Here is a 26,767-nt window from a genome sequence, read left to right as displayed (position 1 = left end):
TAGTGTTAATCATCACTCAATTCAACAATTTTTTGAGCGACATTGTACAGCGAGCTGTGGGAGTCCATAGCTTGTTTTTGCAATTGTTTATGGGCTTGCTCTTCGGTTAATTTTAATTGCTCTATTAATATATATTTTGCTTGGTGAATCACTTTTTGCTCGGTGATCACTCGTTTTGCATCAACCAGTGCTTGGTTAATTTGTTTAATATGTTGGCTTTGCTCTAAAATTAAGTCGTACATGGTTTTATTACTATTGAGCTTGCTTGCCGCTGTATTAGTAGGTTCATTGTTTTTAAGCGCTAGCTGCCCGTCGGTTGCAGGCATATATTGTTGCTCTAAGGTATTGAGTATTTGTTTGTTGGAATTTAATTTTCGTTGTGCACATGCAATTTGCATTGCAGCAGAGTCGATTAAATGATCGCTAATGTTTTGCTCTATTTTATGCATAATATCAATACGCGTTGTGGTTACTTCGTACCACACTTCGCTAAGCTGCGATAAAGGCTGTGCATTTTCGTCATCAAGTTTTTGTAGCAAACTTCTTAGCTGATCTACTTGTTTATTTACAGGGTGCTCTATCAATGAGGTATAGCATTTAAGTAAATGATCGTCTGCGTACTCATTAAAAAACGAAAAACTATGGCTTTGCTCTTGAACAAAATGAGCGAGTTGCGTTTTTTGATCTTCTGTAAATTTACTCGCAGCAAAAGCTTGTGCTCCGCAAGCGCGCTCTTGGCCAGCGTATTCTTTACCTTGCATAAAATTAAAATAAGCAACTAATAGGCGAGTAACATGTGGATCGCTTGCACCATCAGCAGCTTCTAAAATAATATTTAATAAGCTAGCTATAAGTTGCGTAAATGATTGAGTTGCATGTATAGGCGTTACGTTTTGTCTGCCTATTTGGTGGCGCAAAGCGGGTAGCACGTCTAGTGCCTGTAAGCTGTAAGTAATTAAATTATATAACCTTGAATGACCCGGGTCGGCATTATCCGATATAAAGGTTGTTTTAAGAGAATCATAAAAGGTATCTTGAGCGCTTTGTGTAATGGGTATTTGCTGTGTGAGCTCATTGCTAAAACGTAAGCTTTTTGAGGCCAAAAAGATGTTGCTCATAGCACGTTCTTTTTGTAACTGGTGCACAAAATCACCTAGCTTGGTGAGCGAGGCACAGCTATTTTGCAGTTGCTTTAAAGCGTGAATTTCTTGGTACTTCGCCGCTAGTAAAAACTGTTTTGTGAGAGGATTGCTTGTCTGCATAGGTTTTGTTCCGCACTTTTTTGTTTTTAAAGTGCAACCCTTGTTCCAATCATGAAAAAAATTAACTATTGAATTTAAAATCAATCTAAAACAGCCGCTTGTGGTTATATTTTTATTTTGAAAGTATTAATCACTTTATTTTAAGCACGCAAATTTACCCTTTTTGGTGCATAAAAAGAGAATGTTGCACTGCTAACATTGTATATAAAAAAGCACGCTTACCCCTGGGGAGGAAATAAGCGCGAAAAGTGCATTATGTATTAAATCTGCATTAAGTATTGACCGTTTGAACTAAAAGCTCAGGGGTAATAGCCATTTTATGGTTTATTACTTCTCCAACAATTATAAGAGTAGGGCCTTGCAGGTTATGACTAAGGTGATCATTTACTATATTTTCTAATGTACTGGTAATTACTTTTTGCTTACTCGTTGTGGCGTTTTCGATAAGTGAGATTGGTGTAGTACTTGGCCAATTTACCGATTGAAGGCCGCTACTTAGCTCTTTTAATCGTCCTAAGCCCATATAAACCACTAAAGTTGGATTATTGTTACCTTGCACAAAGGCGTAATTGCTCCAATTAGGCAGTTTTTTAGGATCTGCAAATTGAGCAGTTAAAAACGTGACGCTTCGCGCTACATCACGTGCTGTAAGCGGAATGCCTGTATAGGCAGAGGTCGCACATGCAGTGGTAACACCAGGTACAATCGCAAAGCTAATATTATGCTTTGTAAGCGCATCAGCTTCTTCGTTTATGCGAGCAAAGATACTCGGATCGCCCCCTTTTAAACGTACTACGTTTAACCCTTGTTGAGCATATTTAACGAGTAGGGCGCAAATATTGGCCTGTGTCATTGAATGCATACCGGCTCGTTTGCCTACAAATACACGCTGCGCTGTTTTAGGTAATGTTTTTAGTAAATCTTCGCTTACAAGCCAGTCATATAAAACGACGTCGGCTGTTTGTATTAAACGCTGCGCTTTTACGGTAATTAGCTCAGCATCGCCCGGGCCTGCTCCAATAATATAAACATGGCCGTTTTTGCCCCCTTTGCGATTAAGCTTTACGCCATTGGTAAGTTTGTTTACAAATTTGTTTAGCCATACATTTTCAATACCCGAAAAATAAGAAAGCACGCTCATAATAATCTCCTTAAGCAACCGCTTTAATTACTTTCGGCTCGGCGCTTATAAGTACGTTCCCATCTTCAATTTTTGCATCAAAAACCGGTAAATGTATTGCTTCGGCCTCTAGGCACTCGCCTGTTGCTAAACAAAAATGCTGTTTATATAACGGCGAAGCCACAACTAGTTTTCCCTCTATAGAGCCAATAATACCGCGAGATAATACGTTCGCTTTTCCAATTGGGTCGTAGTTACTAATGGCAAACACGCCTTCTTTGTTTTGTGGTACATAAAAAATGGCCACTTGCTGATTATTAACTAATGCGCATACACCACTGTTAGCAACTAGGTCGTCGATTGTTCCAATATTATGCCAAGACATCAGCTTTCTCCTCTTCAAGTTCCATTACTGGAATACGGTTTTGAGTAATTAGTTGTTCGCGTTTTTCAGCGTCTGTAGCTGGGCGAATTTGATTACGTTCTTGTACAAATAAAATATTGTCATCGGGATTAGGGCTATTAACAAACTGACGAAAACGCTTAGAAGCTTCAGGGCTTTCTACTGCTTTTTTCCACTCACACGCGTATGTTTGAGTAATAAGTTCCATTTGTTCTTCAAGCTCTTGGCAAATACCTAAGCTGTCGTCTATTACCACACTTTTAAGGTAGTCTAGACCGCCTTCAAGGTTTTCCATCCATACAGACGTACGCTGTAATTTGTCGGCGGTTTTTATGTAAAACATTAAAACGCGGTCTATGTATTTAATAAGAGTGGCTGTATCTAAATCGGTAGCAAATAAATCGGCGTGACGAGGGCGCATTCCGCCATTACCACACACATATAAGTTCCAACCATTTTCGGTGGCAATAATACCTATATCTTTACTTTGTGCTTCGGCGCATTCGCGGGTACAACCCGACACGGCCATTTTAAATTTATGCGGTGAGCGTAACCCTTTATAGCGATTTTCAATTTCTATTGCGTGGCCAACACTGTCTTGTACACCATAACGACACCAAGTACTTCCCACACAGGATTTAACCGTTCTAAGAGGCTTACCATAAGCGTGACCTGTCTCAAAGCCAGCTTCAATGAGTCTTCCCCAAATAACGGGCAGCTCTTCTAAACGTGCGCCAAATAGATCGATACGTTGTCCGCCGGTAACTTTACAATAAAGGTTAAAGTCTTTTGCTACCTGGCCAATTACAATGAGTTTGTCGGGTGTTATTTCGCCGCCAGCAATACGAGGTACTACAGAGTACGAACCGTCTTTTTGCATATTAGCAAGGTAGGTGTCGTTAGTATCTTGCAGGCCAACATGAGCAGGTTCTAAAATAAAGTCATTCCACGTTGAGGCTAAAATAGAAGCGATTGCAGGCTTACATATTTCACAACCATGATGCCCACTACCGTGTTTAGCTAATAAATAATCAAAGGTTTTAATACTTTCTACTTTAACCATATGCATTAGCTCTTGGCGCGAATACGCGAAGTGCTCGCACACATGGTTGTTTACTTCAACACCACGACTCGCTAGCTCATCATCTACTACCGATTTAAGTAAAGCGGCACAGCCACCACAACCACTGGCTGCTTTTGTACACGATTTAACAGCAGCTAAATCGCATGAGCCACCATCAATAGCACCCACAATGTCGCCTTTACTCACGTTATGACACGAACAAATGGTGGCGGTATCGGGTAGGGCGCTGCCCGCTAATGAAGGTGCTCCAGCGCTGTCTGGTAAAATTAAACACTCAGGATGCTCTGGTAAGTCCATGTCGTTTAACATGTACTGCAGTAGCGTATCGTAATCACTGGTATCGCCAACAAGTACTGCACCAAGCAGCTTATCGCCGGTTTCATTTAGAATGATTTTTTTATAGCAGTCTCTAATTGGATCTTGGTAAATAAGCTCTTTGCAGTTGGGTGTTTTTGCATGAGCGTCGCCAATAGAGCCTACTTCAACACCGAGTAGTTTTAATTTAGTGCTCATATCGGCACCTGAAAATTCAAGTTCGCCGCCACTTAGCTGGCTTGCTGCAACGCGGGCCATGTTGTAGCCAGGTGCCACTAAACCAAATAGTTTTTTGTCCCACAAGGCACATTCGCCAATAGCTAAAATATCAGGGTCTGAGGTTTGGCACTGGTTATTAATAATAATGCCGCCACGCTCGCCAAGTTCTAGCTCAGCCACTTTGCCCAGTTGATCATAAGGGCGAATACCGGCAGAGAACAAAATTAAGTCGGTTTCTAAAAACGTACCGTCTGAAAAGTTTAATCTAAAGCGGCTAGTTTCACCTTTTACTATTTCGCTGGTTGCTTTTGAGGTATGAACAGTAACACCTAGTTTTTCTATTTTATTTTTTAATAGCGTGCCGCCTTGCCCGTCTAGTTGTACAGCCATAAGCTGCGGTGCAAACTCAACAACATGCGTATCAAGCCCTAATTGTTTAATGGCGTTTGCTGCTTCAAGTCCTAATAAACCACCACCAATTACTACACCACTTTTACTGGCTGCGGCACTGGCTTTTATTTGCTCTAAATCCTCTAGGGTGCGATAAACTAAACAATGGGGTTGATCGTTCCCCTTAATTGGCGGCACAAACGGGAACGAGCCCGTAGCAAGTACAAGCTTATCGTACGGGTATTGATCGCCAGTTTGAGTAGTTACTACTTTATTTACTCTATCAATGCCTTCAACCCACTGTTTAGTATGCACATTGATATTAAGTTGTTGATAGTTGTCTAAAGTTGTAAGTGCTAAATCGGCGGCTGTTTTGCCATCAAACACGCTTGATAAATAAACGCGGTCGTATGCAAGATTTGCTTCTCCACAAAGTACTGTAATATTTGCTTTGTCATCGCTTTGGCGCATTTTCTCAACAAAATGATGTCCGACCATACCATTGCCGATAATGAGTATTTTTTGCGAGGTTTGCATTAGGCATTCCTTAATGTGACGGTTTAAATTTTAAAAACAAAAAAGCCCGCCACAGATACAAATTCATGTAACTGCGAGCGGGCTTCTTTGCCTGTGGTCATAACAACCTAAATGTATGCCGTTAAAATAACGGGCTTGTTAACTAATTGTTTGCAAAAACACGGCCATGTTTTTAAGTGGCTGTTTTTAAAAAGGTAGCTTTGTTTTTATGTGTTTTAATTTTACTATTTTGTTTTACTTTGGTGCGTAACTAGCACTACGGCAGTGCAAGTATTGTCTTTATTATGTGCATTATCAGTCAATAAAAGGCGCATTATCATTCATAGTGTATTGGGTTAAATTACGGTGGGCGTGCAAAAAATATTATTGGCATAATCTAAACGTCAAAGTAACTAATAGCACTTAAGGGTCAGTGGCCCTTAAGTGCTATTAGTTTAAAAACGTTTAAACTAATAGCTTACTCATTTGCATTTTTAATAGTGCTCTTGAGCGCTTGCTCCAGTGCTTCAAGTCGGGTTTTAAATATAATGGTTTCGCTGTGCTTAGCATTAATACTATTTAATACATGTTGTACGGCTTGGTTTGCACCACAAATATATAAACTACGACCTGATGAAAGCGCATCGGTGGTCACTGTTTCTACCGCCATAGCAGCCGATACATCCATAGTTGGGACGCGCGTAAAGTCGAGTATTAGCACTTTAGAGCCTGGTTTTACGCTTTCGCGAACATGGTGTCCTACATCGGCAGCGGCGCCAAAACTAAGTGGTCCACCAAAGCTAAATAGTAAAACTTTGCCTTTAGTTTGCTTAAGTAGCTCGTTTTCGGCTTCGTCTTCTAAATTTTCAGGTAGGTTATTAAGCTGCTCTAGCTGAATTTGTGCAATTTGACGTACAAATGCGAGCGCTGCTAAAACAACACCAACGCCTACAGCTGTTATTAAATCTACAAATACGGTTAAACCTAACACTAAAAGCATTAGAGCAAAGTCCCAACGCGGACCTTTATGAGCACGTTTTAAGTAACTCCAATCAACAATATCTAGACCTACTTTTACTAAAATACCCGCCAGTACTGCATGAGGTATTTGGCTTGCAAGTGGGCTTAAACCTAAAATTACAGCTAATAATACAAGTGAATGGATCATGCCTGAAAGACGCTCTTTACCACCACTTCTTATATTAACTACGGTACGCATGGTTGCACCTGCGCCGGCAATACCACCAATCAAACCTGCTACCGTATTACCAATACCTTGGCCTACTAATTCTTTATTTGAATTATGGCGAGTTCGGGTCATGTTATCGGCAACAAGTGAGGTTAATAAGCTATCTATAGAGCCTAAAATAGCTAAGATCACTGCGGCTTCGAGAACTAAAAATATGCTTTGTGTGTCGTAAGCGGGTAAGTGTAAGCTCGGTAAGCCAGTAGGGATTTCGCCTAAAATTGGTACGCTAATAAATAAGCTTGCTAAAGTCCCAATAACTAAAGCCGCTAGCGCACCAGGTATGTATTTACCTAATTTTGCAGGCCATTTATAGGCAATAAATAATGTACCAATACTCAGTGCTAAAGTAGCAAAGTTAATATCAGCCAGTGCTGTTGGTAAGTAAGATAGGGCACCAATAGTGCCACTTGGCGGCTCATGGCCAAACACTCGACCCAATTGTAAAATAATAATAATTGCGCCAATGCCGGTCATAAATCCAGAAATAACAGGGTAGGGAACTAAGCGAATATATTGCCCAATACCTAAAAAGCCAAAGGCAATTTGTATTAAGCCCGCTAAAATAACCGCTGTAAATATAAGTTCAGCATTACCCGATAAGCTCGCAAATAAACCCGCAAGTACCACAACCATTGGCCCCGTAGGGCCCGATATTTGAGAAGGTGTACCACCAAAAAGGGCAGCAAAAAAACCAACGGCCATAGCACCGTATAAACCAGCCATGGGGCCAAGCCCCGAGGCAACACCTAAAGCGAGGGCAAGAGGTAGAGCAACAACCCCTGCGGTAATACCGCCGGTTATGTCGCCTCGAACATTTGAGAATAAACTCTTCATTATTGCTCTTCTTTAGCGATAGTTTCTTCGTAGGTGTCTTTTACGGGTTTAAATTCCCTTGTTGCTTCGTCGTAGGTTTTAATTTCAGCCGATTCAAAGTCGTACACCCAACCGTGTAATTTAATTTGGTCAGTTGCTATTTTTGCCGCAACCGCAGGGTGAGTTTTAATATGCTGCAATTGCTGAATTACGTTTTCTTCGGTTACAAGGCCTAAATGCTCTTCGTGAGTAAGTGAACTACATCCGCATTTTTCTTTAACAACTTCTGTTGCTACACGGCTGTGGCCTAACCATTCTTTAACATGGGGCAAACTTGCTAGGCCTTCAGTGTTAATTGCACCTTTCATAGCGCCACAATCAGAGTGACCACAAATAATAATGTGGGTAACACCTAATGCTGCCACTGCAAATTCGATTGATGCGGTCATACCGCCAGTTTGATTACTATGAGGAGGGACGATATTACCCGCATTACGACAAATAAATAATTCACCAGGCTCAGTTTGGGTTACTAAGTTAGGATCGATGCGAGAGTCGGCACAGGTAATAAACAACACTTCTGGGTTTTGGCCATTTGCTAGCTTTTGAAAAGCTTCTTTTTTAGCTGGAAAAACGTCTTTCTGAAATTTAGCTACGCCCGAAATAATATGTTCCATGAACAGCTCCTATTTTGTGTAATACCAATTTGAAATAATACTTAACCATTTTATGGGGTTAAACGTGTTGCTACCTGCATTAAAATATTCTTATTTACGACTGCATGGATGCAGAAGGTAGAGCAATGCAGGAGCAATTGCCGAGAACAACTAAATAGCCAATTTTTTGCCTAGCTATCAACTCGTTTTTCAACCCTCAAAATAGATCACTTAATTAAGCGGCTTGATATAATTTAATATTTAATTTTTTGCATAGTTATTCTTGCCTGATAAATTTATAGCAGTATAGGTATGTTCGTGATAGTTTTATGCTATCAGACGAGTTTTAAGTAAATGATAAATGAATCAAGGTTCGCTAAAGTCTCCTTCAATTTCACAAATAAAATATTTTGCCAAAGTTGCAAAAACGCTGAGTTTTAGACGTGCAGCGCAAGCGTTAAAAATTAGCCAGCCTACGTTAACCAATCAAATAGCGGCACTTGAAAAAATCCTTAAGTTACAGCTGTTTGAACGATCACGAAGCGGGACGGTTTTAACACCCCAAGGGCGAGCGTTACTTTCTCAGGCTGAGGTTTTACTCCAAGCAAGCATGAGTTTTGACGAACTAGCCAGAGACTTAAATGATGACTCACAAACAACGTACCGATTAGGCGTGCCACCTTCGGTAGGGCCTTATTTATTGCCACATATTTTACCAGAGTTGCATAAAAAGTACGCTCAATTGAAATTTTATGTTCGCGAAGACACCTCTGCAAATTTACTACAAGGGCTTTATAATGGCGATTACGATTTAATACTTACAGACAAAGTACAAGAATCAACCCAATTAGTCGAAGCTCCTTTATTTATAGAGCCCCTTAAATTTGTGATGGCAAGTGATCACGAGTTAGCCGGAAACGCTATTATTGATCCTGTTAATATTAAAGGTGAAGTCGTGTTAACACTTGAAGGAACGCATCATTTTCACGATCAGGTGCAAGAGCTTTGCCATGAGGTGGGGGCGGTTTTACACCGAGACTATGAAGGCACTAGCCTAGATACACTCAGGCAAATGGTGGTCATGGGTATGGGGTCTGCCTTTTTACCAGGCTTATATATTCACTCAGAAATACATCGTCCAAATGAGCTGCAAGTATGTGAGCTAAGAAATATGCGCATAATTCGCCAGCATAACCTTATTTGGCGAAATACATCGTCGAGCCGTGTGTTTTTTAGAGAGCTAAGCCAATATATCCGCACGATTATGAAAACTAAATTAAGTGATGTAGTAAGCGTTATTGACCAATAATTTATAGCAAGCAGGTTTTTGGCGTTGTATATACTTGTAATAGTGGGCTTTTGAAGCGTAATTTCTCTTTTTAAATACGTTAATAAGTATTTTAACCCGCGTTTTGGGTAGCTCTTAGCTGGTACGAATAAAGCCTAAAGCATGCTCACTTTAGGCTTTACTAATCATCAAAGGCTTCAAAACTATTTAAGGACTACCACGGGAACATTACTATTTTCGAGCATTTTAATGGTGTTACTACCTACAAAAAACTGCCTTAGTTTAGAGTGCCCAAACGCACCCATTACAATTAAATCAATATTATTTTGCTCTTGGTATTGCATTAGCGAGTCAAAAATATTGCCTTCTAAAAAGCTTGCTGATACTTCAAACCCCATACTGAGAAGTTTATTCTGCGCATTAATAAACTTTTCTTCGAGGTCTTTTTCGTTATTTTTAATACTCACCAAATGACAATGCAAGCCATGTAGCAATCCGCCATCAATCACTTGTTGCAGTGCTTTGTCGGCTGTTTCGCGGCCATCGTACGCAATCATAAATGATTTAGGTTGTTTAAATGTTTCAGGAATAAGCAAAATAGGTTGTGTTGCATTACGTACTAAGGTTTCAATGTGTGAGCCCAGCACTGCAAAGCTATTACTATGTCCCGCACCATTTTGCCCAATAACAATAAGGCGTGTGTCGTCTTTTAAGTCTATAACGGTATCTAGCAAATCACCGTGGCGCTTAATTAATTCAAAGTTAGTAATACCTGCCGATTTCGCGTGCTCGCTTACTGAGTTTAATAATTCGTCAGCCATTTTTAAACTTACTTTGCAGCGTTGTTCGTCAAGCTTAGTCATTTCATCAAGCAATGTTGACTGTGCACCAAGCCCAATACTGCCGGAGTAGTCGCCAACATTTGTTTGCTGCGTTTTTTCAATTGTATGCACAAAACTAATTGGTTTATTGAGCTTTTTTGAAGCCCAAATAGCAGCATCGGTTACATTTTTAGTAATGGCTGAGCCATCTACATAAGTAATTATTTTAGTCATTACATTCTCCTTAATGTCCGCCAAGTAGTTTATCGACTTCTTCAGGGTTGTTATGCACACCAAATTTATCAATTACGGTTTCGGTTGCGCTATTCATACCAATAATATTAACTGTTGCGCCTTCACGCCTAAACTTAATAACCACCTTATCGAGTGACGATACACCTGTGATATCCCAAAAGTGAGCATGGGTTAAATCAATTACTACGTTAGAAACCGCATTTTTGAAATCGAACGATGCAATAAATTGCTCCGCTGAGGCAAAAAACACTTGGCCAACTACTTCGTAAGTTATTTTATCGTTGCTTTCATCATGGTTAGCTTTAACCACCATAAAGCGACCAATTTTATTGGCAAAAAATAATGTAGCTAGCAATACACCAACTAAAACGCCAATGGCTAGGTTATGCGTGGCAACTACCACAATAACGGTGGAAATCATCACTACGTTTGATGAAAGCGGGTTCTTTTTTAAATCTTTAACTGATGTCCAAGAGAATGTACCTATCGACACCATAATCATTACTGCAACTAATGCCGCCATAGGAATTAACCGCAGCCATTCATCTAAAAACACCACCATGATGATTAAAAATGAACCGGCAATAAAGGTAGAAAGTCTGCCGCGACCACCCGATTTAACGTTAATAATTGATTGTCCAATCATGGCGCAACCTGCCATACCACCAAATAAACCTGCGCCAATATTGGCAATACCTTGACCTTTACACTCTTTATTACGATCGCTTGTGGTATCGGTTAAGTCATCAACAATAGTGGCGGTCATCATTGACTCAAGTAAGCCCACAACCGCAAGACCAATCGAATACGGCAAAACAATTTGCAGCGTTTCGAGTGTTAGCGGTACATCGGGCCATAAAAATATAGGCAGAGTGTCAGGTAGTTCACCCATGTCGCCAACGGTTCTTATATCAAGCCCTAAAAACAGTGAAACCAGCGTAATAACAACAATACACACCAAAGGGGAGGGAAGTATTTTGCCAATAGTTGGAATGTACGGGAATAAGTAAATAATACCTAAGCCCGCTGCGGTCATGGCGTAAACATGCCAAGTCACATTGGTAAGTTCAGGTAACTGCGCCATAAATATTAAAATAGCCAGTGCGTTTACAAACCCAGTAACAACAGAGCGCGATACAAATCGCATTAATTCACCAAGCTTTAAAAAGCCTGCAAATATTTGTAGTAAGCCGGTAAGTAAGGTAGCAACAAGTAAGTATTCCAGACCATGATCTTTAACCAGCGTGACCATTAGTAGTGCCATTGCACCGGTGGCTGCAGATATCATACCTGGACGACCGCCTACAAAGGCAATAATAACCGCAATACAAAATGAGGCGTACAAACCCACCTTAGGATCAACACCTGCAATAATAGAAAAGGCAATAGCTTCAGGTATTAGCGCAAGCGCTACAACAATACCAGCAAGCACATCGCCACGAACATTAGAGAGCCAATCTCTTTTTACGTGATCAAACATGTAAGTAACCTAATTAGTTAGTTTCCCAAAGTATAGGGGAATATTTTATTTAAATATCAGGGATTCTCGCGCAGAGGCGATTAAGGTTGCACGTAATGTGCGGATTAAAAAGGGGGGGTGGTTGCCTAGGGCGGCGTAAGTTTCAAGAAAAAGCTCCTATTAGTTTGTGTTAACTGTAATATCTTGAAAATAACATAAACTAAAACCAAATTCTTTTAGTTTTTTATATTGAATGTAGTGATATGACTTGTTGATTACGTTTTATAACTTTGTAATTTATAACGTTAGCCCGCTTTAAGTTTGTGGGCAGACTTTAAACTGTACATGCGTTCATCGGCTAAGGTTAAGCATTCAGTATAATTTTGGCATTCATCGCTTGAAGCTATTCCATAACTAATGCCTGATTGTGGCCACTGTTGTTTAATAGTGTGATGGAGCGAATTTAGCTTTTCTTTGAGCGCTATTTTTATTTGGCTAAGCTCAGCTTTATTCGCTACTTTACATAGCCAAATAAACTCATCTCCTCCGGTTCTAAACACAGCTGTGTTATGTGGTACATGATTTTTCATTAAATTTGCTGCATTTACTAAAAATTCATCGCCTTTTGTATGCCCTAATGCATCATTTATTTTTTTGATGCCATCGCAATCTATAAACACAATTACGTAAGAAAAAATCGAGAGCTTGGTTAACTCATCATCTAATAATAAGCGATTTCCTACTTGAGTTAGCGGGTCAAAGCGCGATTGATAAAGTATGGTGTTAAATTCGTGCTGCTTTAATTTTAGCCACTCAGATAAAGACAATAGTATGCATACACAATCTATAGCCAAGGCACTAAGTACAAAGATTTCGGATGATGAAGCGTTTATCATATTAAAATGAAACGCGACATAAACAACCAAAGATAGGCTATAAAGTAAGTTACCAAATAAAAAGTACTTAGCTCTAAAGTCGTTTAAGCTTAACATTGCAAAGCCTGTTGTTATGCTAAGCATCACCCATGTTGCAGCTAAAAAATGCGCAACATAAAACACAATGTAAAACGGCATAAACACACTGCACACACCACATACAAGCGATGCATAAGTAAAATATTTTAACGCACTACCTAGTTTATTTGTTTTTTCTTTATCAAAATTAAACAAGTAGTAGGTATAGGTGGAGGCGCAACTGATTGCAAAAGCAAATAAGTACATGCCTAAATAGTGTTTATTAAAAGTAGGGCTAGCATATATTGCGTTTAAAGCACCCGACGCAAAAGCCCAACCTAGACCATGCAAGCCTACATAACCTGCACAAAACAATGCGACTTTTTGCTTTACTCTTAAAAACATTACAAAGGCCATAACAGCAAGTGTAAGCATGACCGAAATAGCGATAAGAGTTAATGAGTTTACATAAAATTGGTGATGCAAAAATGCAGGTTCGCTTAATATTTTTAAATCAACTGGGGTTGGATAGTGCTTAGCATCTAAATATATCCATAAGTAGCCTTTACCAGCGCTCGCAAAAGACAACTTAAAAGCTTGGCCATGCATTATAATAGCGGGTTGGTTAATGTGAGATTGCGAAAAATCAGCAAGCTTAATTAAATCCCCGTTATCACTTTGCCAATAGGCCACACCAACGTCGATAAAATTAGCTTGTGGGAGTATGTACCAATCTGAGGGGGTATTACTTTGAAGCGCTATTTTAGTCACAACAGCGTCGCTTTTTCCAAGTAAGTTATTTGTTTCAGTACTGTTTCTGTATAATGAAACTACTTGCTCTGCAGATGGAGCAGTACCTGATGATGTAGTGGGCCGCCATAAGTTATCATCGCTGAGAGTCGTTGTATCAGTATTCAGAGGGAGTGCACCGGTATAAGTACTAAACAAAGTACATAAAAATAATAGTGCTAAAACAACAACCCGATCCATATGAATACCCACTTTCCAATCCCACAAAGTGATTATATGCAATTTGTAAATAAATAGCATATAAATCAATCAAAATAACTATTTAAGGTGAAGGCGTAAAATTAAAACGTATAGGTTATTTTATTTGTATTACTTAAAGTAGTACGACTGAGTGGATTCGAACTACTGACCTTTGGACCGGGTGAACAAGAGTAGGTAGTGCTTTTTCTTTGGATTTATTATTACTTTGAAGTGGTACGACTGAGTGGATTCGAACTACTGACCTTTGGACCGGGTGATCAAGAGTAGGTAGTGCTTTTTCTTTGGATTTATTATTGCTTTGAAGTGGTACGACTGAGTGGATTCGAACTACTGACCTTTGGACCGGGTGATCAAGAGTAGGTAGTGCTTTTTCTTTGGATTTATTATTGCTTTGAAGTGGTACGACTGAGTGGATTCGAACCACCGACCCCTACCATGTCAAGGTAGTGCTCTAACCAACTGAGCTACAGTCGTACAATTTTTGAATTCTTAAATAAATTTATTCTCTGATTTTAGAATAAATATTGGTACGACTGAGTGGATTTTAACTACTGACCTTTGGACCGGGTGAACAAGAGTAGGTAGTGCTTTTTCCTTCAGTGATACTTTTTTCTTAAGTGTTGGTACGACTGAGTGGATTCGAACCACCGACCCCTACCATGTCAAGGTAGTGCTCTAACCAACTGAGCTACAGTCGTATTACTTTATTTAAGTAGGTGTTAATTGCTTAACAACGGCGGCTAATATATAGCGTGGCGGTTGGTGAATCAAGCAAGTTTGTTATTTTTAAGTTTATTTGTCGTTTTTTTATTCATATTGGGCTTATTTCACACGTTTTATAAAAACCTTGCCACCAAATTACATGATTTTTAGCAGAGCTTTTTAGTAAGTTCAGTAAGTTATTGCTTGATTTAAGTTTTATTAAGTTATTAATCGGCTCGCTTGTAATGCTTTGTTTAAACCACAGTTCTTTGTAAAGCGGTTGTAGCTCTTCTAAATAACCTGTGAGTTGTGCTTGATAAGGCTGAATATCTTTTAAATAAAACTTTTGAAATACATTACTTATTATTTTGGCTTTTTTATTGTTTTTGCCCACTGGGCAAAGGTCATTTAAGTTTAGTGTTTTTACAAACTTTGTAGCACTGTTATTTAACACCACTTGCGTGCGAGCTGATTGAATTAGCGCTTGATTAAATTGATACTTGTTTAACTGCTCAAGAGCACTAAGAATAGCATTCGCATTTATACTATAAAACTCTTGACTGCTTATTTTTTGTTTTATGGCAACCAGCTGTTTAAGGGCATGTAAAGTATCGCTGTAACCTGCAGGCTCTTTACTTAGCTCGGTTGATGTTAATTGCCATGTTTGGTTAAGCTCTCGTTCTTTAAAAAGCATGGTATTAAAATAGTGCATTAGATGCGTTTGTTTGTAGGTTTTAGCTTTTTGTATTTTACTGAAAATAGAGCTGTTTTTATCAATCGAGTTTAAGCAAACCTGTGCGCTTTGTATAAAATTTATCTGATACTTAAGTTGACTAGCAGCACCAGCCGTTTTACCTAATTGGTTATTGTGCTCACTGATTAGTACGTTTAATTTGCAGTGGCTGATACCTGCAAGTTCCACAATACCTAAAGTGATATTATTTTTTTCAAGTGGTGCAGGGGGCAATAACGACAGTTGCTTAAGTGGGGTAGGCTCAACAGCAGCCACATCAAGTGTACTGCTTAAGCGTTCAACATAGGTTTTATTAGTCTCGCTTGGGGCTTTAATACAGCCAACCAGCAAAAAACTGCACAGTATTAGTAAAGTAACTAATACTGTGCAGTTTGAGAGCATGCTAGCTTTTACTGAGTGCTTCATAATTACTAAACTCATACTTAAGGCGTTTATGTACTGTGAGCATTAAGAATATAGCTGCAACACTTAGGCCAACTATTATTCCTACCCAAAAGCCATGAGGCCCCATGGCTGGTACAATTATATCTGTTCTCGCCAATACGAAACCTAAGCAAAAGCCGATTAACCAATATGATATAAACGTAATGTACGATATTGGTGTTGTGTATTTTAATCCTCTTAATATGCCATTAGCCGCAACTTGTAGCGCATCAGGTAATTGATAAATACACGCCAAAATCATGATTGATGAGGCCAATGCTAATACCGCAGGGCTGTCGCTATACATTTGGCTTATATAGTCTCTGCCTGTAAATGTAATGAGTGCCAAAAATAACGCAATAGCAATAGCTAAAATATAGCTGGTAGAAACCGCTACTTTTAATTGCGTCATATTATTTTGGCCAAACAAGTTACCAATGCGAATACTAATAGCGATTGATAGGCTCAGGGGCATCATGAAAAGTAATGTAGTAACACTTGCAGCTATTTGATGCCCTGATACCGCAACGGCACCTAAATGTGCAATAAACAAAGGGATACATGCGAATAAAGTCACCTCAAAAAAAGTGGCTAACGATATAGGTATACCTAGCTTCGTTATAATACTAATAGTACTAAAGTTAGGCTTTTCGAATGATGAAAGTAGCCCTTTAGCGTCTATTTTTTTACTCATTTGGCAATAGGTTACTTGGGCTATGGCCATAATAGTTAATACTATGGCGGTAGCAATACCGCAACCCGCACCGCCGTAAGCAGGTAAGCCAAATAAGCCATTTATAAATATGTAATTAACCGGAATATTTACAGCAAGCCCCAGTAGGCTGATATAAAACGCGGGCTTGGTCATACCCATGCCTTCGGTCACGTTTCTATATACTGTAAATATTAAAAAGCCAAATACTCCCCATTTTACAAAGTGAATGTAATCGTAAGCTAAATTAGCAATCGCTGGGCTGGTATCGAGTTTAAAAATAATGGTATCGGCTAAATAGCTTATCGCAAAGCCGGTAAAACTTAAAATAGCGGTTAAATACAGCGCTTGTTGAAAATAGTGGCTAATGCCTTTTCTGTCATCCGCACCTGAAAACTGCGCAATAATACCGGTAAGGGCTAATAAAATCCCTTGTAAAGCCAGTAATAAAGGGTTCCAAATACCCGTAGCAATAGAAAGCGCGGCCAAGTCGGTTGGGCTTACTTGTCCGGCCATAATAGTGTCGACCACCGACATTAAAATAAGTGTGACTTGCGCTAAAAAAACAGGTAAAGCAAGGGAAAGTAAACGCTTAGCTTCCCAATTACAAAAGGTCATAAAAACAGCTATTAGATTAAACAGGCGGCAATTGTAATCTATTGTGTTTCAAATAAAAATCACAGTAGTGAATGATTTTGCGAGTTGATACGTTAAACTATCACTTTGTAATAATTTAAAGTGATTTTATGTTTACAGGAATTGTGCAAACACAAGCGACCGTTGTATCTAAAATGCTAAATGAAGGCGTTATTCGCTTAGTCGTTTCGGTAGGTGATGAGTATGTTAAGCACCTTGATTTAGGGGCGAGTATTGCAATTAATGGCTGCTGTTTAACCGTTGTTAAAGTTGAACTAAGTAACCACGATGTAGTGGCACAAGTTCACTTTGATGTGATTGACGAAACGCTGGCGCTTACAAACTTAGGCGAGTTAGAGTTAGGGAGCTTAGTTAATTATGAGCGTTCTGTAACGTTTGGTACTGAGCTTGGTGGGCATATAGTGTCGGGGCATATCCACTGTGCGGCACAAATAAGCCAAATAAATAAAGTGCAAAATAACTGTAAAATTCAGCTTAGCTTACCTAAGAAATGGCAAAAATATGTGATCTATAAAGGATTTGTAGCCATTAATGGCGCAAGCCTTACGGTTGGCGAGGTAGATGAACACGGTTTTTGGTTACACCTGATCCCCGAAACACTGGCCATTACTAATTTAGGGGCAGCGCAAGTAGGCGATAAGCTAAACATTGAGGTAGATCAGCAAACCTACACCATAATTAATACGGTCGAAAACTACTTACGCCACCAAGGCTAGAATATTTGTTCATTATCGCTGTCTATATGTAACTCTAGCTTTTTATTCGCATGGTCAATGTGCATGTTTAAATGGATAGGGTTACAGCAAGCGCTGCACTCTTCAATGTAGTCTTGATCGCCCATACTTGCGTCTATATCTAAATGTATATGGTTGCCGCAATGTGGGCAGGTGATACGTTGTGATAAAAAGTCTTTCATAATCACTCCCGCTATAAATAATAAAGTTAGGTCCAACTTAATCGCTGACAGATGAACCTCTACTTACTCATTAAATATAGCGCTGAAATGTAGCTTATGACACTTATTTTACAGCTTTAAAATGCTTAACTAAGCAGCCTATCGATATGTTGTTTTGCTTCAGTAAGATAGTGCCCTGCGAATATATTAGCGTGATTTAAAATAGGGTATAACTGGTATATGAGTTTGCGTTTTTCGTAGTTTGGAGAGAGCGGGTAGTGCTTGTTATAGGCGTTATAGAAGTCGTTAGGTAATGGCGCAAATAATTCGCTCATTGCCATATCAACCTCGCGGTCACCGTAATAGCAAGCAGGATTAAATAAAGTGGGTATATTTTTAATAAAACCCATATTCCCGCGCCAAAAATCACCATGTAAAAGAGAGGGCTCTATATGATGATTATGCAGCTGCTCTTTAACTAAATTTATTATGCGCTCAGGTTCAACTAGGTTTATGTTTTTTTCAGCGAGGAGTTGTAATTGCCAGCCAATGCGCTCTTCTGCGTAAAATACATCCCACTTTTTATGCCATCTATTTGGTTGCACAGTGGTGGCTAAATAGTTATCTACATCAAAGCCATACATAGCTTGAGGGTGCTTTTGATGCAGCATTGCAAGGTGCTTTCCCATATCATCCCAGCGCGTATGTGGCTGCTTATCGAGTACGAGCCATTCGAGCACAATAAACGAAAACTCAATGTTAGCACCTGTTACAATACAATCAGGTACCATAAATATACTGTTTTGTGTAAGAAGCTTAAGGCCTACAGCTTCGCTTTCAAGGCGTTCAAGCTCGCTTTTAAGCGCTATTTTAACTAAATAATTATGAGTACCATTGGTTAAATGAAAGAGTTTATCGGTATTTGTACTTTGCAATTGGCGTTTATAAGTGTGTTTAAAGTCATAATGAATGGCTTGGCTAATGTGCTCGTTTACAGTTTTCCACATATCTGTTGCTCGCCTTTTAAACAGGTATTTAAACTATGGCAAAAAAGTATTAATTTAACAAACTAATCGTTGTAAAATTAACGATATAAAAAATACTAATGGAGCACTAATGAATAAGAGTTTTATCACTAATTTGCTAGCTGGCGCGTGTGTAGTGGCAGGTTACTTTTTTGACCAAGCAATTGTGTTGTCGGTTGGCTTATTTGCCCTCTCTGGTGCGTTTACAAATTTATTAGCTATTCATATGCTATTTGAAAAAGTCCCTTTTTTATACGGCTCTGGTGTTATAGCGCTAAAGTTTGAGAGCTTTAAAGTAGCAATTCGTGATTTAATATTGACTGAGTTTTTTTCAGAGCAAAAAATCAATAATCTGCTCAATAAAGCACAGCCAAATATCGACTTTACACCCATTATTAGTAACGTTGATTTAAATCCTGCATTTGACAATTTATTAGAGGTCATAGAGCAGTCTCAGTTTGGCAGCATGCTAGGTATGTTTGGTGGCACAGCCGCCATTGAGCCAATGCGTGAAAAATTTATAGAAAAAATGCAATTGTCGCTTAGTGAGATTTCTCAAACTGACAACTTTAAAGCATTAGTAAACCAAACACTCTCACAAGGTAATAGCGCACAAAGCTTACACGTTACGGTACTTAAATTAGTGGATGAGCGTTTAGATGAGTTAACACCTAAAATGGTGAAAGAAATTATTCAAACTATGATCCGTGAGCACTTAGGTTGGTTAGTGGTGTGGGGCGGTGTATTTGGTGGCTTATTTGGTTTAATCGCAGCTGTTATATAATAAAACTAAGCCTGATTATAAACAGGCTTAGTTTTACATTAACGCCATACTATTTTGGCCCTGTAATAATTACTTTTTCAGGGTTAAATGTTTTTGCTATATCTTTAATTGACGTACGAGTACTGGTATCAATATTTAAATAGTTAGCGCTTTTATCTAAATTATATAATGTGACAAAGTCACCCATTGATAAGTTATTGCATTCAAGCTTTTTGCTTATAACCGCTTTACTAATATTTAAATTACGTGATGTTTTACGAAGTACATGCGCTTTATTAGCCGCTACAGCCATACATGCTTGTGTACCAGCTGATGAATCAGCAGCTTCAAATTGAACTGCCGAAGCAGGAGTTACTAATAGTGTTGCGGCAACTACCAACGTTGTACATAAACTAGCTTTTAATGTATTCATAATTATTCCTCATTGTTTGTGGTTCAGCTTTATTATTGAGCTATTTAATCTAAAAAGCTGTTAACCAAACGCAACAAGGTGTAAGCATGTATGTGAAAAATACACACTTTACGTAGATGCTTGAATATATGCTTTTTAAAATGTGTTTTTTGACACACTTAAGTAAAATTATTTTATAGCGACCAATTTTATAAATAACATAATCATTCTACAGTATTAAATAGCGCATTCACTGCGTTAAAAATGTTTCGTGTAGAATAACTACACGTCATAATTTTTCCTTGTTATTGCGCTATTTTATTAACGAAATAATAGGCCACTAATTTAATGTAATTGGTATAACTTATTTTTTCAGGCTGTTATTATCGCCTCCATTATTTGTGATGTTTTATTAATTAGCGCGTATTTATTAGGAGCACCAGTGAGCAAAACGTTAGCAAGCTATTATCAGCAAGCGTATGCATGTGAGCACAAGCATTTTAATCAATGTTTTTATTGTGGCTGCGAAGCAACAGAGCGAGACCATTGCCCGCCGCTGCATATGCTACAAAGCATTATAGATTTGGGCGAAGAAGCCGATTTTGTATCAATTGCTGCATGTTATGAGTGCCATGCACTATTACATAACGAAAGGCTCATGAGCATAGATGAGCGCTTCACTAAGCTTAAAAAAAAGCTCTCAAGCAAATATGCAAAAGCGCTGCGCGTTTATAATATGTGGGAAGAAAGCGAACTTGGCGAAATGAGCGACGAATTTGCACACAGCATTCAAGCGGGTATGAAGCTAGGAAAAGAAGCATCAGAGCGCTTAGCTTTTACAGGCTTCAGTTATGCCACAGAAGAAGCGCGTGTAACCGTGCGCGAAAAAACTAAAGAGTTTGATGTAGAAGGCGTGATTTTTACTGACTTTAAAGAAGCGTTAAACTACTGCATTAATAGTCTTAAAGTACAAAAAAGTGACTTTTATAAAATTTTAGTTGAAGACTACAACGGCGACTTTAACAAAGCGTTAAGCCAATATCGTCATCGTCACGATAAAGTAACCGCAGCGAAAGACGGTAATACTTTAATTAAAGATTTTTCCAAGCAGCATAAGCAAAACTCAGATTTTGTAACACGTACCGTTAAACACTTTATGAGCAAAGATCCGTCACTTACGACTGAAGGTGCGCTTGAAAAATTGTATAACAATTATATAAAAAAATAATTACAGTCATTTAACTCAATTAATCGCTTTTTTACCTGTTTTTTTAGCTTTATTACTTAGCTTTAGCTAAAGTAGCAAAAAAACAGGAGAACCTAACAACATGCAAAAATTTGCTCCCTCATTGTTAGCAGTTGGTTTAGCTGCTGCACTTGTTGGTTGCCAAGAAAATGGCCCACAAGATCCAAAAATAACAATCAATAAAAACCCTTACCCAAGTACTTACAAACCAGTAGCGACTAGTAGCACATTAATTACAAACGCCACTGTACTTACCGGTACGGGTGAGCGTTTAGATGAAACGGATGTTTTACTTGTTGATGGTAAAGTACAGCAAGTAGGCAAAGACTTATCTGCTAATGCAGATACTACAATTGACGCAATGGGCAAATGGGTAACCCCAGGAATTATTGATGTCCACTCTCATCTAGGCGCCTACCCAAGCCCATCGGTTGAGTCGCATCAAGATGGTAACGAAATGACGAGCCCGAATACTGCTGAGGTATGGGTAGAGCATTCTGTGTGGCCACAAGACCCTGGCTTTAACCGCGCTCGTGAAGGCGGTATTACCTCATTACAAATTTTACCAGGCTCAGCTAACTTATTTGGCGGCCGAGGCGTTACGCTTAAAAACGTACCAGCGCATACCATGCAAGCAATGAAATTCCCTGAAGCGCCAAATGGTTTAAAAATGGCGTGTGGTGAAAACCCTAAACGTGTTTATGGTCGTCAAGGTACATTACCTTCAACCCGTATGGGTAACATGGCAGGTTACCGTATGGCATGGGCAGAAGCACAAGAATATAAGCGCGCATGGGACAAGTACGACGCTGATTACGAAGCAGGCTTAAACCCAGAAGCACCCGTTCGCGACATTAAGCACGACACTCTTCGAGCGGTACTTGAAGGTGAAGTATTAATTCACAACCATTGTTATAAAGCTGAAGAAATGGCCATGATGATTGACCTTTCTAAAGAATTTAACTACCACGCTGGTACATTTCATCACGGTGTAGAGGCTTACAAAATTGCCGATCTTCTCGCTGATAACGGTTCATGTGCTGCACTTTGGCCTGATTGGTGGGGCTTTAAAATGGAAGCGTACGACATGGTTCAAGAAAACGTAGCTATTGTAGATGCGGTTAAAAACTCATGTGCGGTTGTGCACTCAGATTCTGATACAACCATTCAACGCTTAAACCAAGAAGCCGGTAAAGTAATGTTCCGCGCAAACGAAAATGGTTTTGATATTTCTGAGCAGCATGCCATTAAATGGATCACCTCTAATGCAGCTAAATCTTTAGGTATTGAAGATAAAACAGGATCGCTTGAAGCAGGTAAACAAGGCGATGTGGTTATTTGGAATCAAAGCCCATTTAGTGTTTACGCAAAAGCAGAGCAAGTGTTTGTAGATGGTGCAAAAGTTTATGATAGAAACGATAGCGCATTCCAAGCACAAAGTGATTTTATGTTAGGCCAACAATAAGGAGCCCAGAATGAAAAATTTATCACGTTCGTTTTCGCTATCTTTGGTTGCTGCTGGATTATTAGCCTCAGGTGCGGCAAGTGCCCAATCGCTTGCTATTGTTAATGCAACACTTCATACCTCATCAGAGCAAGGCGTTTTAGAAAACGCTAGTATAGTAATGGATAACGGAAAAATTACCGCCATTAACCCAACACAAGTGCAAGCAGATAAAGTTATTGATGTAAAAGGTCAAATTGTAACACCTGGCTTTATTGCAAGTATTAATCAGCTTGGCCTTGTTGAAGTGAGTGCAGTTGCAGGCTCTCGCGATGCAGGCGAAGAAAAAGCGGGTATTGATTTTGATGTAAGCCTTGCTTATAACGCCCATTCTAGCTTAATACCTTATGCGCGTAAGGGCGGGGTTACACGCGATGTAATAACTCCTCACGGTGGCGACAGTATTTTTTCGGGCCTTGCGAGTGTTGTTGATTTAAGTGGTAGTTTTGATAGCGACATTCAAAAACAAGCCGCTTTAATTGTTTATTTAGGAGAACGCAGCAAAGGTTCCCGTGCATTTACATTGCAAACGCTTATTAATAAGCTTGAAGAGCACCAAACTAAAGCGGCTAAAAAGCCTAAAAAAGATGACGACAGCAAGCCAAGTACTGAAGATAAAGTAATGGCTAAAGTACTTAGCGGCGATATGCCACTTGTAGTAGGTGTATCGCGAGCGGCAGATATTATTGAGCTTCTTAAGGTTAAAAAGCAGTTTGGTATTAATCTAGTGCTAAATGGTGCGCAAGATGCTGTAGTAGTAAAAGAAAAGCTAGCTCAAGCACAAGTGCCAGTAATTATTAGTGCAATGGACAGCTTACCTTCAAGCTTTGACTCACTTCATGCAAGTTTAGATAACGCAGCCGTGCTTGAAAAAGCCGGAGTAAAGGTTATTTTAACGGTAGGCGGGGATGCCAGCCATAATATTTACCAGCTTCGTTTTGATGCCGGTAATGCAGTTTCGTATGGCATGAGCCAGCAAGGTGCACTTAATGCTGTTACATCCAATGTAGCCGACGTATTTGGCATAAATGCAGGTAGCCTTGAAGTAGGTAAAGCTGCCGATGTGGTTGTATGGAGTAACGACCCATTTGAGCTAAGTAGCCATGTAAGTAAAATGATTATTAACGGTGAAGAGGTTTCTACACAGTCGCGCCAAGATAAACTACGTGAGCGTTACACTACAGATTCAACAATGCCGCGTGCTTATACAAAATAATTAATATAGCTTTAATTATCCAAAATTCAGGTTAATTATTAAAGGCCGCTACTTTAAAGTTAAAGTAGCGGCCTTTTTATATAAAATGAAGACACAAAAAAACCGCTTACTTTAAAAGTAAGCGGTTTTTTAATTTAATCTAAAATTATACTAATTTAGATAAAATTTCGTTAAATGTAGCACTTGGGCGCATTGCTTTAAATGCAGCATCATCATTTGGTTGGAAGTAACCAGATAAGTCTACAGCAGGGCCTTGAGCTTCATTAAGCTCGCTTACGATTTGATCTTTTTGTGTCTCTAAATCGTTAGCAATTTGAGTGAACTGCGCTTTAAGCTCACTGTCTTCGTCTTGCTTAGCAAGCTCTTGAGCCCAAAATAAAGATAAGAAGAAATGAGAACCACGGTTATCAATTTCTTTTACTTTACGTGAAGGCGACTTGTTTTGTGCAAGGAAAGTACCTGTTGCTTTATCTAGTGTATCAGCAAGTACTTGTGCTTTTTTGTTACCAGCAGTCACACTTAAGTGTTCAAGTGATGCAGCAAGTGCTAAAAATTCACCTAGAGAATCCCAACGTAAGTGATTTTCTTTTTCGAATTGCTGAACGTGCTTAGGTGCAGAACCACCCGCGCCAGTTTCAAATAAGCCACCACCATTCATAAGTGGAACAATTGAAAGCATTTTAGCACTTGTACCCAACTCTAAAATTGGGAATAAATCTGTTAGGTAATCACGTAGTACGTTACCTGTTACAGAAATAGTGTCTTTACCTTCTTTAATACGCGTTAAAGAGAAAAGTGTTGCTTCAAGCGGTGCTAAAATTTGAATATCTAGGCCAGCAGTGTCGTGATCTGGTAGGTATTTGTTCACTTTTTTGATTAGTTGTGCATCGTGAGCACGGTTTTCGTCTAACCAAAAAATTGCAGGAACGCCAGTTGCACGTGCACGGTTTACTGCAAGTTTAACCCAGTCTTGGATTGGTGCATCTTTAACCTGACACATTCTCCAAATATCGCCTTGCTCAACAGTGTGCTCAAGTAAAGTAGCGCCATTTGCATCAACAACACGGATAGAACCGTCAGCTTTTGCTTCAAACGTTTTATCGTGCGAACCATACTCTTCAGCTTTTTGAGCCATAAGGCCAACGTTTGGAACGCTACCCATAGTTGTTGGATCAAAGGCGCCGTTTTCTTTACAAAAATCAATAGTTGCTTGGTAAACACCTGAGTAACAACGATCTGGAATTACAAAGCTTGTGTCTTGTAATTTACCATCGTTATTCCACATTTGACCGCTTGAACGGATTGCAGCAGGCATAGACGCATCAATGATCACATCACTTGGCACGTGTAAGTTTGTAATGCCACGGTCAGAATCAACCATAGCAATTGCAGGACGGTTTGCGTAAACAGCTTGAATATCTGCTTCAATTTCTTCGCGCTTAGCGTCGTCTAATGTTTGAATTTTAGAGTATACGTCGCCTAAACCATTATTTACATCAACACCTAGCTCTTCAAAAAGCTCACCGTGTTTAGCAAATACATCTTTGTAGAATACTTTAACAGCGTGACCAAAAATAATTGGATCAGACACTTTCATCATTGTCGCTTTCATATGAAGCGAGAATAAAACGCCTTTTTCTTTAGCTGCATCAATTTCTGCTGCTAAAAACGCTTGAAGCTTAGAAGCGCTGATGCGTGATGCATCAATAACTTCACCAGCTAAAAGTGGTGTGCTTTGCTTAAGTACAGTTACGTCGCCGTTAGTAGCTACATGTTCAATACGAACATCAGTTGCAGTATCTACAGTAACTGATTGCTCAGAACCAAAGAAATCGCCTTCGTTCATGCTTGCAACATATGACTGTGAATCTTTGCTCCATGCACCCATTGAATGAGGATTGTTACGTGCATATTCTTTAACAGAACCTGGCGCGCGACGATCAGAGTTACCTTCACGTAATACAGGGTTTACCGCACTACCTTTAATTTTATCGTAAGTCGCTTGGATTGCTTTTTCTTCATCGTTTTTAGGCTCAGAAGGGTATTCAGGTAACGCGTAACCTTTAGTTTGTAGCTCTTTAATTACTGCGCGAAGCTGTGGAACAGATGCACTGATATTTGGTAGTTTGATGATGTTAGCTTCTGGTGTTTTTGCTAATTCGCCAAGCTCTGCAAGTGCATCATTAATGCGTTGCTCTGGTGTTAAGTAATCAGGGAAGTTTGCAATTACACGACCTGCTAATGAGATATCGCGAGTTTCAACTTCAACACCTGCCGCATTAGTATAGGCTTGGATAATTGGTAACAACGAGTAAGTTGCTAGTGCCGGAGCTTCGTCCGTTTTTGTATAGATAATTTTTGATGTCATCATCATTCCTAGATAGTAGGCCAAAGGCCTTATTCAACAATGCAAAGGAACTCATTAAGCTTGAGAAGCCGTATCAACTCTCAAATAATGAATAGTTTGTTAGGTGTTGGTACTCATTATTGCCTTTTAATAAAGCAGAATAACCACACCTGACGAACTGGGTTCCTGTTTATAATTCAACGAATAAAACGCTACACTTAACCACTAAATTGGTTTTAGTGGTATTAGCCTTTAGCATAGGAAGTTCCTAATACAAAAACACTTAGGTAATTGCGA

General features: G+C 39.2%; 21 protein-coding genes and 2 tRNA genes. 6 read left to right on the top strand and 17 right to left on the bottom strand.

Annotated features, from left to right (window positions below; genetic code table 11):
• Positions 1 to 5: 5 nt before the first annotated feature.
• The 6 genes from ALFOR1_RS09370 to ALFOR1_RS09345 all read right to left on the bottom strand — a co-directional run bounded on the left by ALFOR1_RS09370 (position 6) and on the right by ALFOR1_RS09345 (position 8,048).
• Positions 6 to 1,262 (bottom strand): nitrate- and nitrite sensing domain-containing protein, encoded by a 1,257-nt coding sequence (locus tag ALFOR1_RS09370; protein WP_104642799.1) that lies wholly within the window; start codon positions 1,260 to 1,262, stop codon positions 6 to 8.
• Between the two features lie 271 nt (positions 1,263 to 1,533).
• A complete protein-coding gene (gene cobA, locus ALFOR1_RS09365) occupies positions 1,534 to 2,403 on the bottom strand; it encodes a uroporphyrinogen-III C-methyltransferase (RefSeq protein ID WP_104642798.1) in 870 nt (289 codons plus the stop codon).
• A 10-nt stretch (positions 2,404 to 2,413) separates the two neighbouring features.
• Positions 2,414 to 2,767, bottom strand: coding sequence for a nitrite reductase small subunit NirD (nirD, locus tag ALFOR1_RS09360; protein ID WP_058549764.1), 354 nt, complete (start codon positions 2,765 to 2,767; stop codon positions 2,414 to 2,416).
• The gene (gene nirB, locus ALFOR1_RS09355; protein WP_104642797.1) at positions 2,754 to 5,330 is read right to left on the bottom strand and encodes a nitrite reductase large subunit NirB; all 2,577 of its coding nucleotides are present in this window, start codon (positions 5,328 to 5,330) and stop codon (positions 2,754 to 2,756) included. Before nirB ends, nirD begins: the two co-directional genes overlap by 14 nt.
• 457 nt (positions 5,331 to 5,787) lie before the next feature.
• Positions 5,788 to 7,392, bottom strand: coding sequence for a SulP family inorganic anion transporter (locus ALFOR1_RS09350; RefSeq protein ID WP_104642796.1), 1,605 nt, complete (start codon positions 7,390 to 7,392; stop codon positions 5,788 to 5,790).
• The gene (locus tag ALFOR1_RS09345) at positions 7,392 to 8,048 is read right to left on the bottom strand and encodes a carbonic anhydrase (protein WP_058549767.1); all 657 of its coding nucleotides are present in this window, start codon (positions 8,046 to 8,048) and stop codon (positions 7,392 to 7,394) included. Before ALFOR1_RS09345 ends, ALFOR1_RS09350 begins: the two co-directional genes overlap by 1 nt.
• A gap of 340 nt (positions 8,049 to 8,388) precedes the next feature.
• Between ALFOR1_RS09345 and ALFOR1_RS09340 the strand changes: the two genes are divergently transcribed.
• Positions 8,389 to 9,336 carry a hydrogen peroxide-inducible genes activator gene (locus ALFOR1_RS09340; protein ID WP_104642795.1) on the top strand — a complete coding sequence of 316 codons (948 nt, stop codon included), beginning with the start codon at positions 8,389 to 8,391 and terminating at the stop codon, positions 9,334 to 9,336.
• A gap of 182 nt (positions 9,337 to 9,518) precedes the next feature.
• On the opposite strand, the gene ALFOR1_RS09335 is transcribed toward ALFOR1_RS09340, so the two are convergent.
• The 7 genes from ALFOR1_RS09335 to ALFOR1_RS09305 form a co-directional block, all read right to left on the bottom strand.
• Entirely contained in the window at positions 9,519 to 10,370 is an 852-nt protein-coding gene (locus ALFOR1_RS09335) for a universal stress protein (RefSeq protein ID WP_104642794.1), read from the bottom strand.
• A 10-nt stretch (positions 10,371 to 10,380) separates the two neighbouring features.
• On the bottom strand, positions 10,381 to 11,871 hold the full coding sequence (locus ALFOR1_RS09330) for a SulP family inorganic anion transporter (RefSeq protein ID WP_104642793.1): 1,491 nt from the start codon (positions 11,869 to 11,871) through the stop codon (positions 10,381 to 10,383).
• 284 nt (positions 11,872 to 12,155) lie between these two features.
• Entirely contained in the window at positions 12,156 to 13,793 is a 1,638-nt protein-coding gene (locus ALFOR1_RS09325; protein WP_158657436.1) for a sensor domain-containing diguanylate cyclase, read from the bottom strand.
• A gap of 418 nt (positions 13,794 to 14,211) precedes the next feature.
• Positions 14,212 to 14,288: transfer RNA gene (locus ALFOR1_RS09320), tRNA-Val, on the bottom strand.
• A gap of 147 nt (positions 14,289 to 14,435) precedes the next feature.
• Positions 14,436 to 14,512: transfer RNA gene (locus tag ALFOR1_RS09315), tRNA-Val, on the bottom strand.
• A gap of 113 nt (positions 14,513 to 14,625) precedes the next feature.
• Positions 14,626 to 15,675, bottom strand: coding sequence for a DUF3080 family protein (locus ALFOR1_RS09310; protein WP_104643650.1), 1,050 nt, complete (start codon positions 15,673 to 15,675; stop codon positions 14,626 to 14,628).
• Positions 15,653 to 17,023, bottom strand: coding sequence for an MATE family efflux transporter (locus tag ALFOR1_RS09305; protein WP_104642791.1), 1,371 nt, complete (start codon positions 17,021 to 17,023; stop codon positions 15,653 to 15,655). The genes ALFOR1_RS09310 and ALFOR1_RS09305 overlap by 23 nt, the downstream gene beginning before the upstream one ends.
• Before the next feature lie 128 nt (positions 17,024 to 17,151).
• On the opposite strand from ALFOR1_RS09305, the gene ALFOR1_RS09300 reads away from it, so the two are divergent.
• The gene (locus ALFOR1_RS09300; protein WP_104642790.1) at positions 17,152 to 17,778 is read left to right on the top strand and encodes a riboflavin synthase subunit alpha; all 627 of its coding nucleotides are present in this window, start codon (positions 17,152 to 17,154) and stop codon (positions 17,776 to 17,778) included.
• Here the strand turns inward: ALFOR1_RS09300 and ALFOR1_RS09295 are convergent.
• Both ALFOR1_RS09295 and ALFOR1_RS09290 read right to left on the bottom strand, forming a co-directional pair.
• The gene (locus ALFOR1_RS09295) at positions 17,775 to 17,978 is read right to left on the bottom strand and encodes a CPXCG motif-containing cysteine-rich protein (protein ID WP_058549774.1); all 204 of its coding nucleotides are present in this window, start codon (positions 17,976 to 17,978) and stop codon (positions 17,775 to 17,777) included. The two genes, ALFOR1_RS09300 and ALFOR1_RS09295, sit on opposite strands and share 4 nt — an antisense overlap.
• Before the next feature lie 125 nt (positions 17,979 to 18,103).
• Positions 18,104 to 18,964, bottom strand: a complete 861-nt coding sequence (locus tag ALFOR1_RS09290) for a fructosamine kinase family protein (RefSeq protein WP_104642789.1) — start codon at positions 18,962 to 18,964, stop codon at positions 18,104 to 18,106.
• Positions 18,965 to 19,073: 109 nt separating this feature from the next.
• Between ALFOR1_RS09290 and ALFOR1_RS09285 the strand changes: the two genes are divergently transcribed.
• Positions 19,074 to 19,766 carry a DUF445 domain-containing protein gene (locus ALFOR1_RS09285; RefSeq protein WP_104642788.1) on the top strand — a complete coding sequence of 231 codons (693 nt, stop codon included), beginning with the start codon at positions 19,074 to 19,076 and terminating at the stop codon, positions 19,764 to 19,766.
• Between the two features lie 49 nt (positions 19,767 to 19,815).
• Here ALFOR1_RS09285 and ALFOR1_RS09280 read toward each other — a convergent pair whose 3' ends face one another.
• On the bottom strand, positions 19,816 to 20,178 hold the full coding sequence (locus tag ALFOR1_RS09280; RefSeq protein WP_104642787.1) for a DUF3718 domain-containing protein: 363 nt from the start codon (positions 20,176 to 20,178) through the stop codon (positions 19,816 to 19,818).
• 421 nt (positions 20,179 to 20,599) lie between these two features.
• Between ALFOR1_RS09280 and ALFOR1_RS09275 the strand changes: the two genes are divergently transcribed.
• From ALFOR1_RS09275 to ALFOR1_RS09265, 3 genes are all read left to right on the top strand, one after another.
• Positions 20,600 to 21,385 (top strand): hypothetical protein, encoded by a 786-nt coding sequence (locus ALFOR1_RS09275; protein WP_104642786.1) that lies wholly within the window; start codon positions 20,600 to 20,602, stop codon positions 21,383 to 21,385.
• Positions 21,386 to 21,485: 100 nt separating this feature from the next.
• Positions 21,486 to 22,868 carry an amidohydrolase gene (locus ALFOR1_RS09270; protein WP_058549779.1) on the top strand — a complete coding sequence of 461 codons (1,383 nt, stop codon included), beginning with the start codon at positions 21,486 to 21,488 and terminating at the stop codon, positions 22,866 to 22,868.
• Positions 22,869 to 22,878: 10 nt separating this feature from the next.
• Positions 22,879 to 24,123, top strand: coding sequence for an amidohydrolase family protein (locus ALFOR1_RS09265; protein WP_104642785.1), 1,245 nt, complete (start codon positions 22,879 to 22,881; stop codon positions 24,121 to 24,123).
• A gap of 145 nt (positions 24,124 to 24,268) precedes the next feature.
• Here ALFOR1_RS09265 and ALFOR1_RS09260 read toward each other — a convergent pair whose 3' ends face one another.
• Positions 24,269 to 26,491, bottom strand: a complete 2,223-nt coding sequence (locus tag ALFOR1_RS09260; RefSeq protein ID WP_104642784.1) for an NADP-dependent isocitrate dehydrogenase — start codon at positions 26,489 to 26,491, stop codon at positions 24,269 to 24,271.
• Positions 26,492 to 26,767: the final 276 nt, after the last annotated feature.

This window comes from Pseudoalteromonas carrageenovora IAM 12662, assembly GCF_900239935.1.
Lineage (GTDB): Bacteria > Pseudomonadota > Gammaproteobacteria > Enterobacterales > Alteromonadaceae > Pseudoalteromonas > Pseudoalteromonas carrageenovora.
The sequence above is the reverse complement of the archived record's forward strand: the minus strand, read 5'-3'. Positions and strand labels throughout refer to the sequence as shown.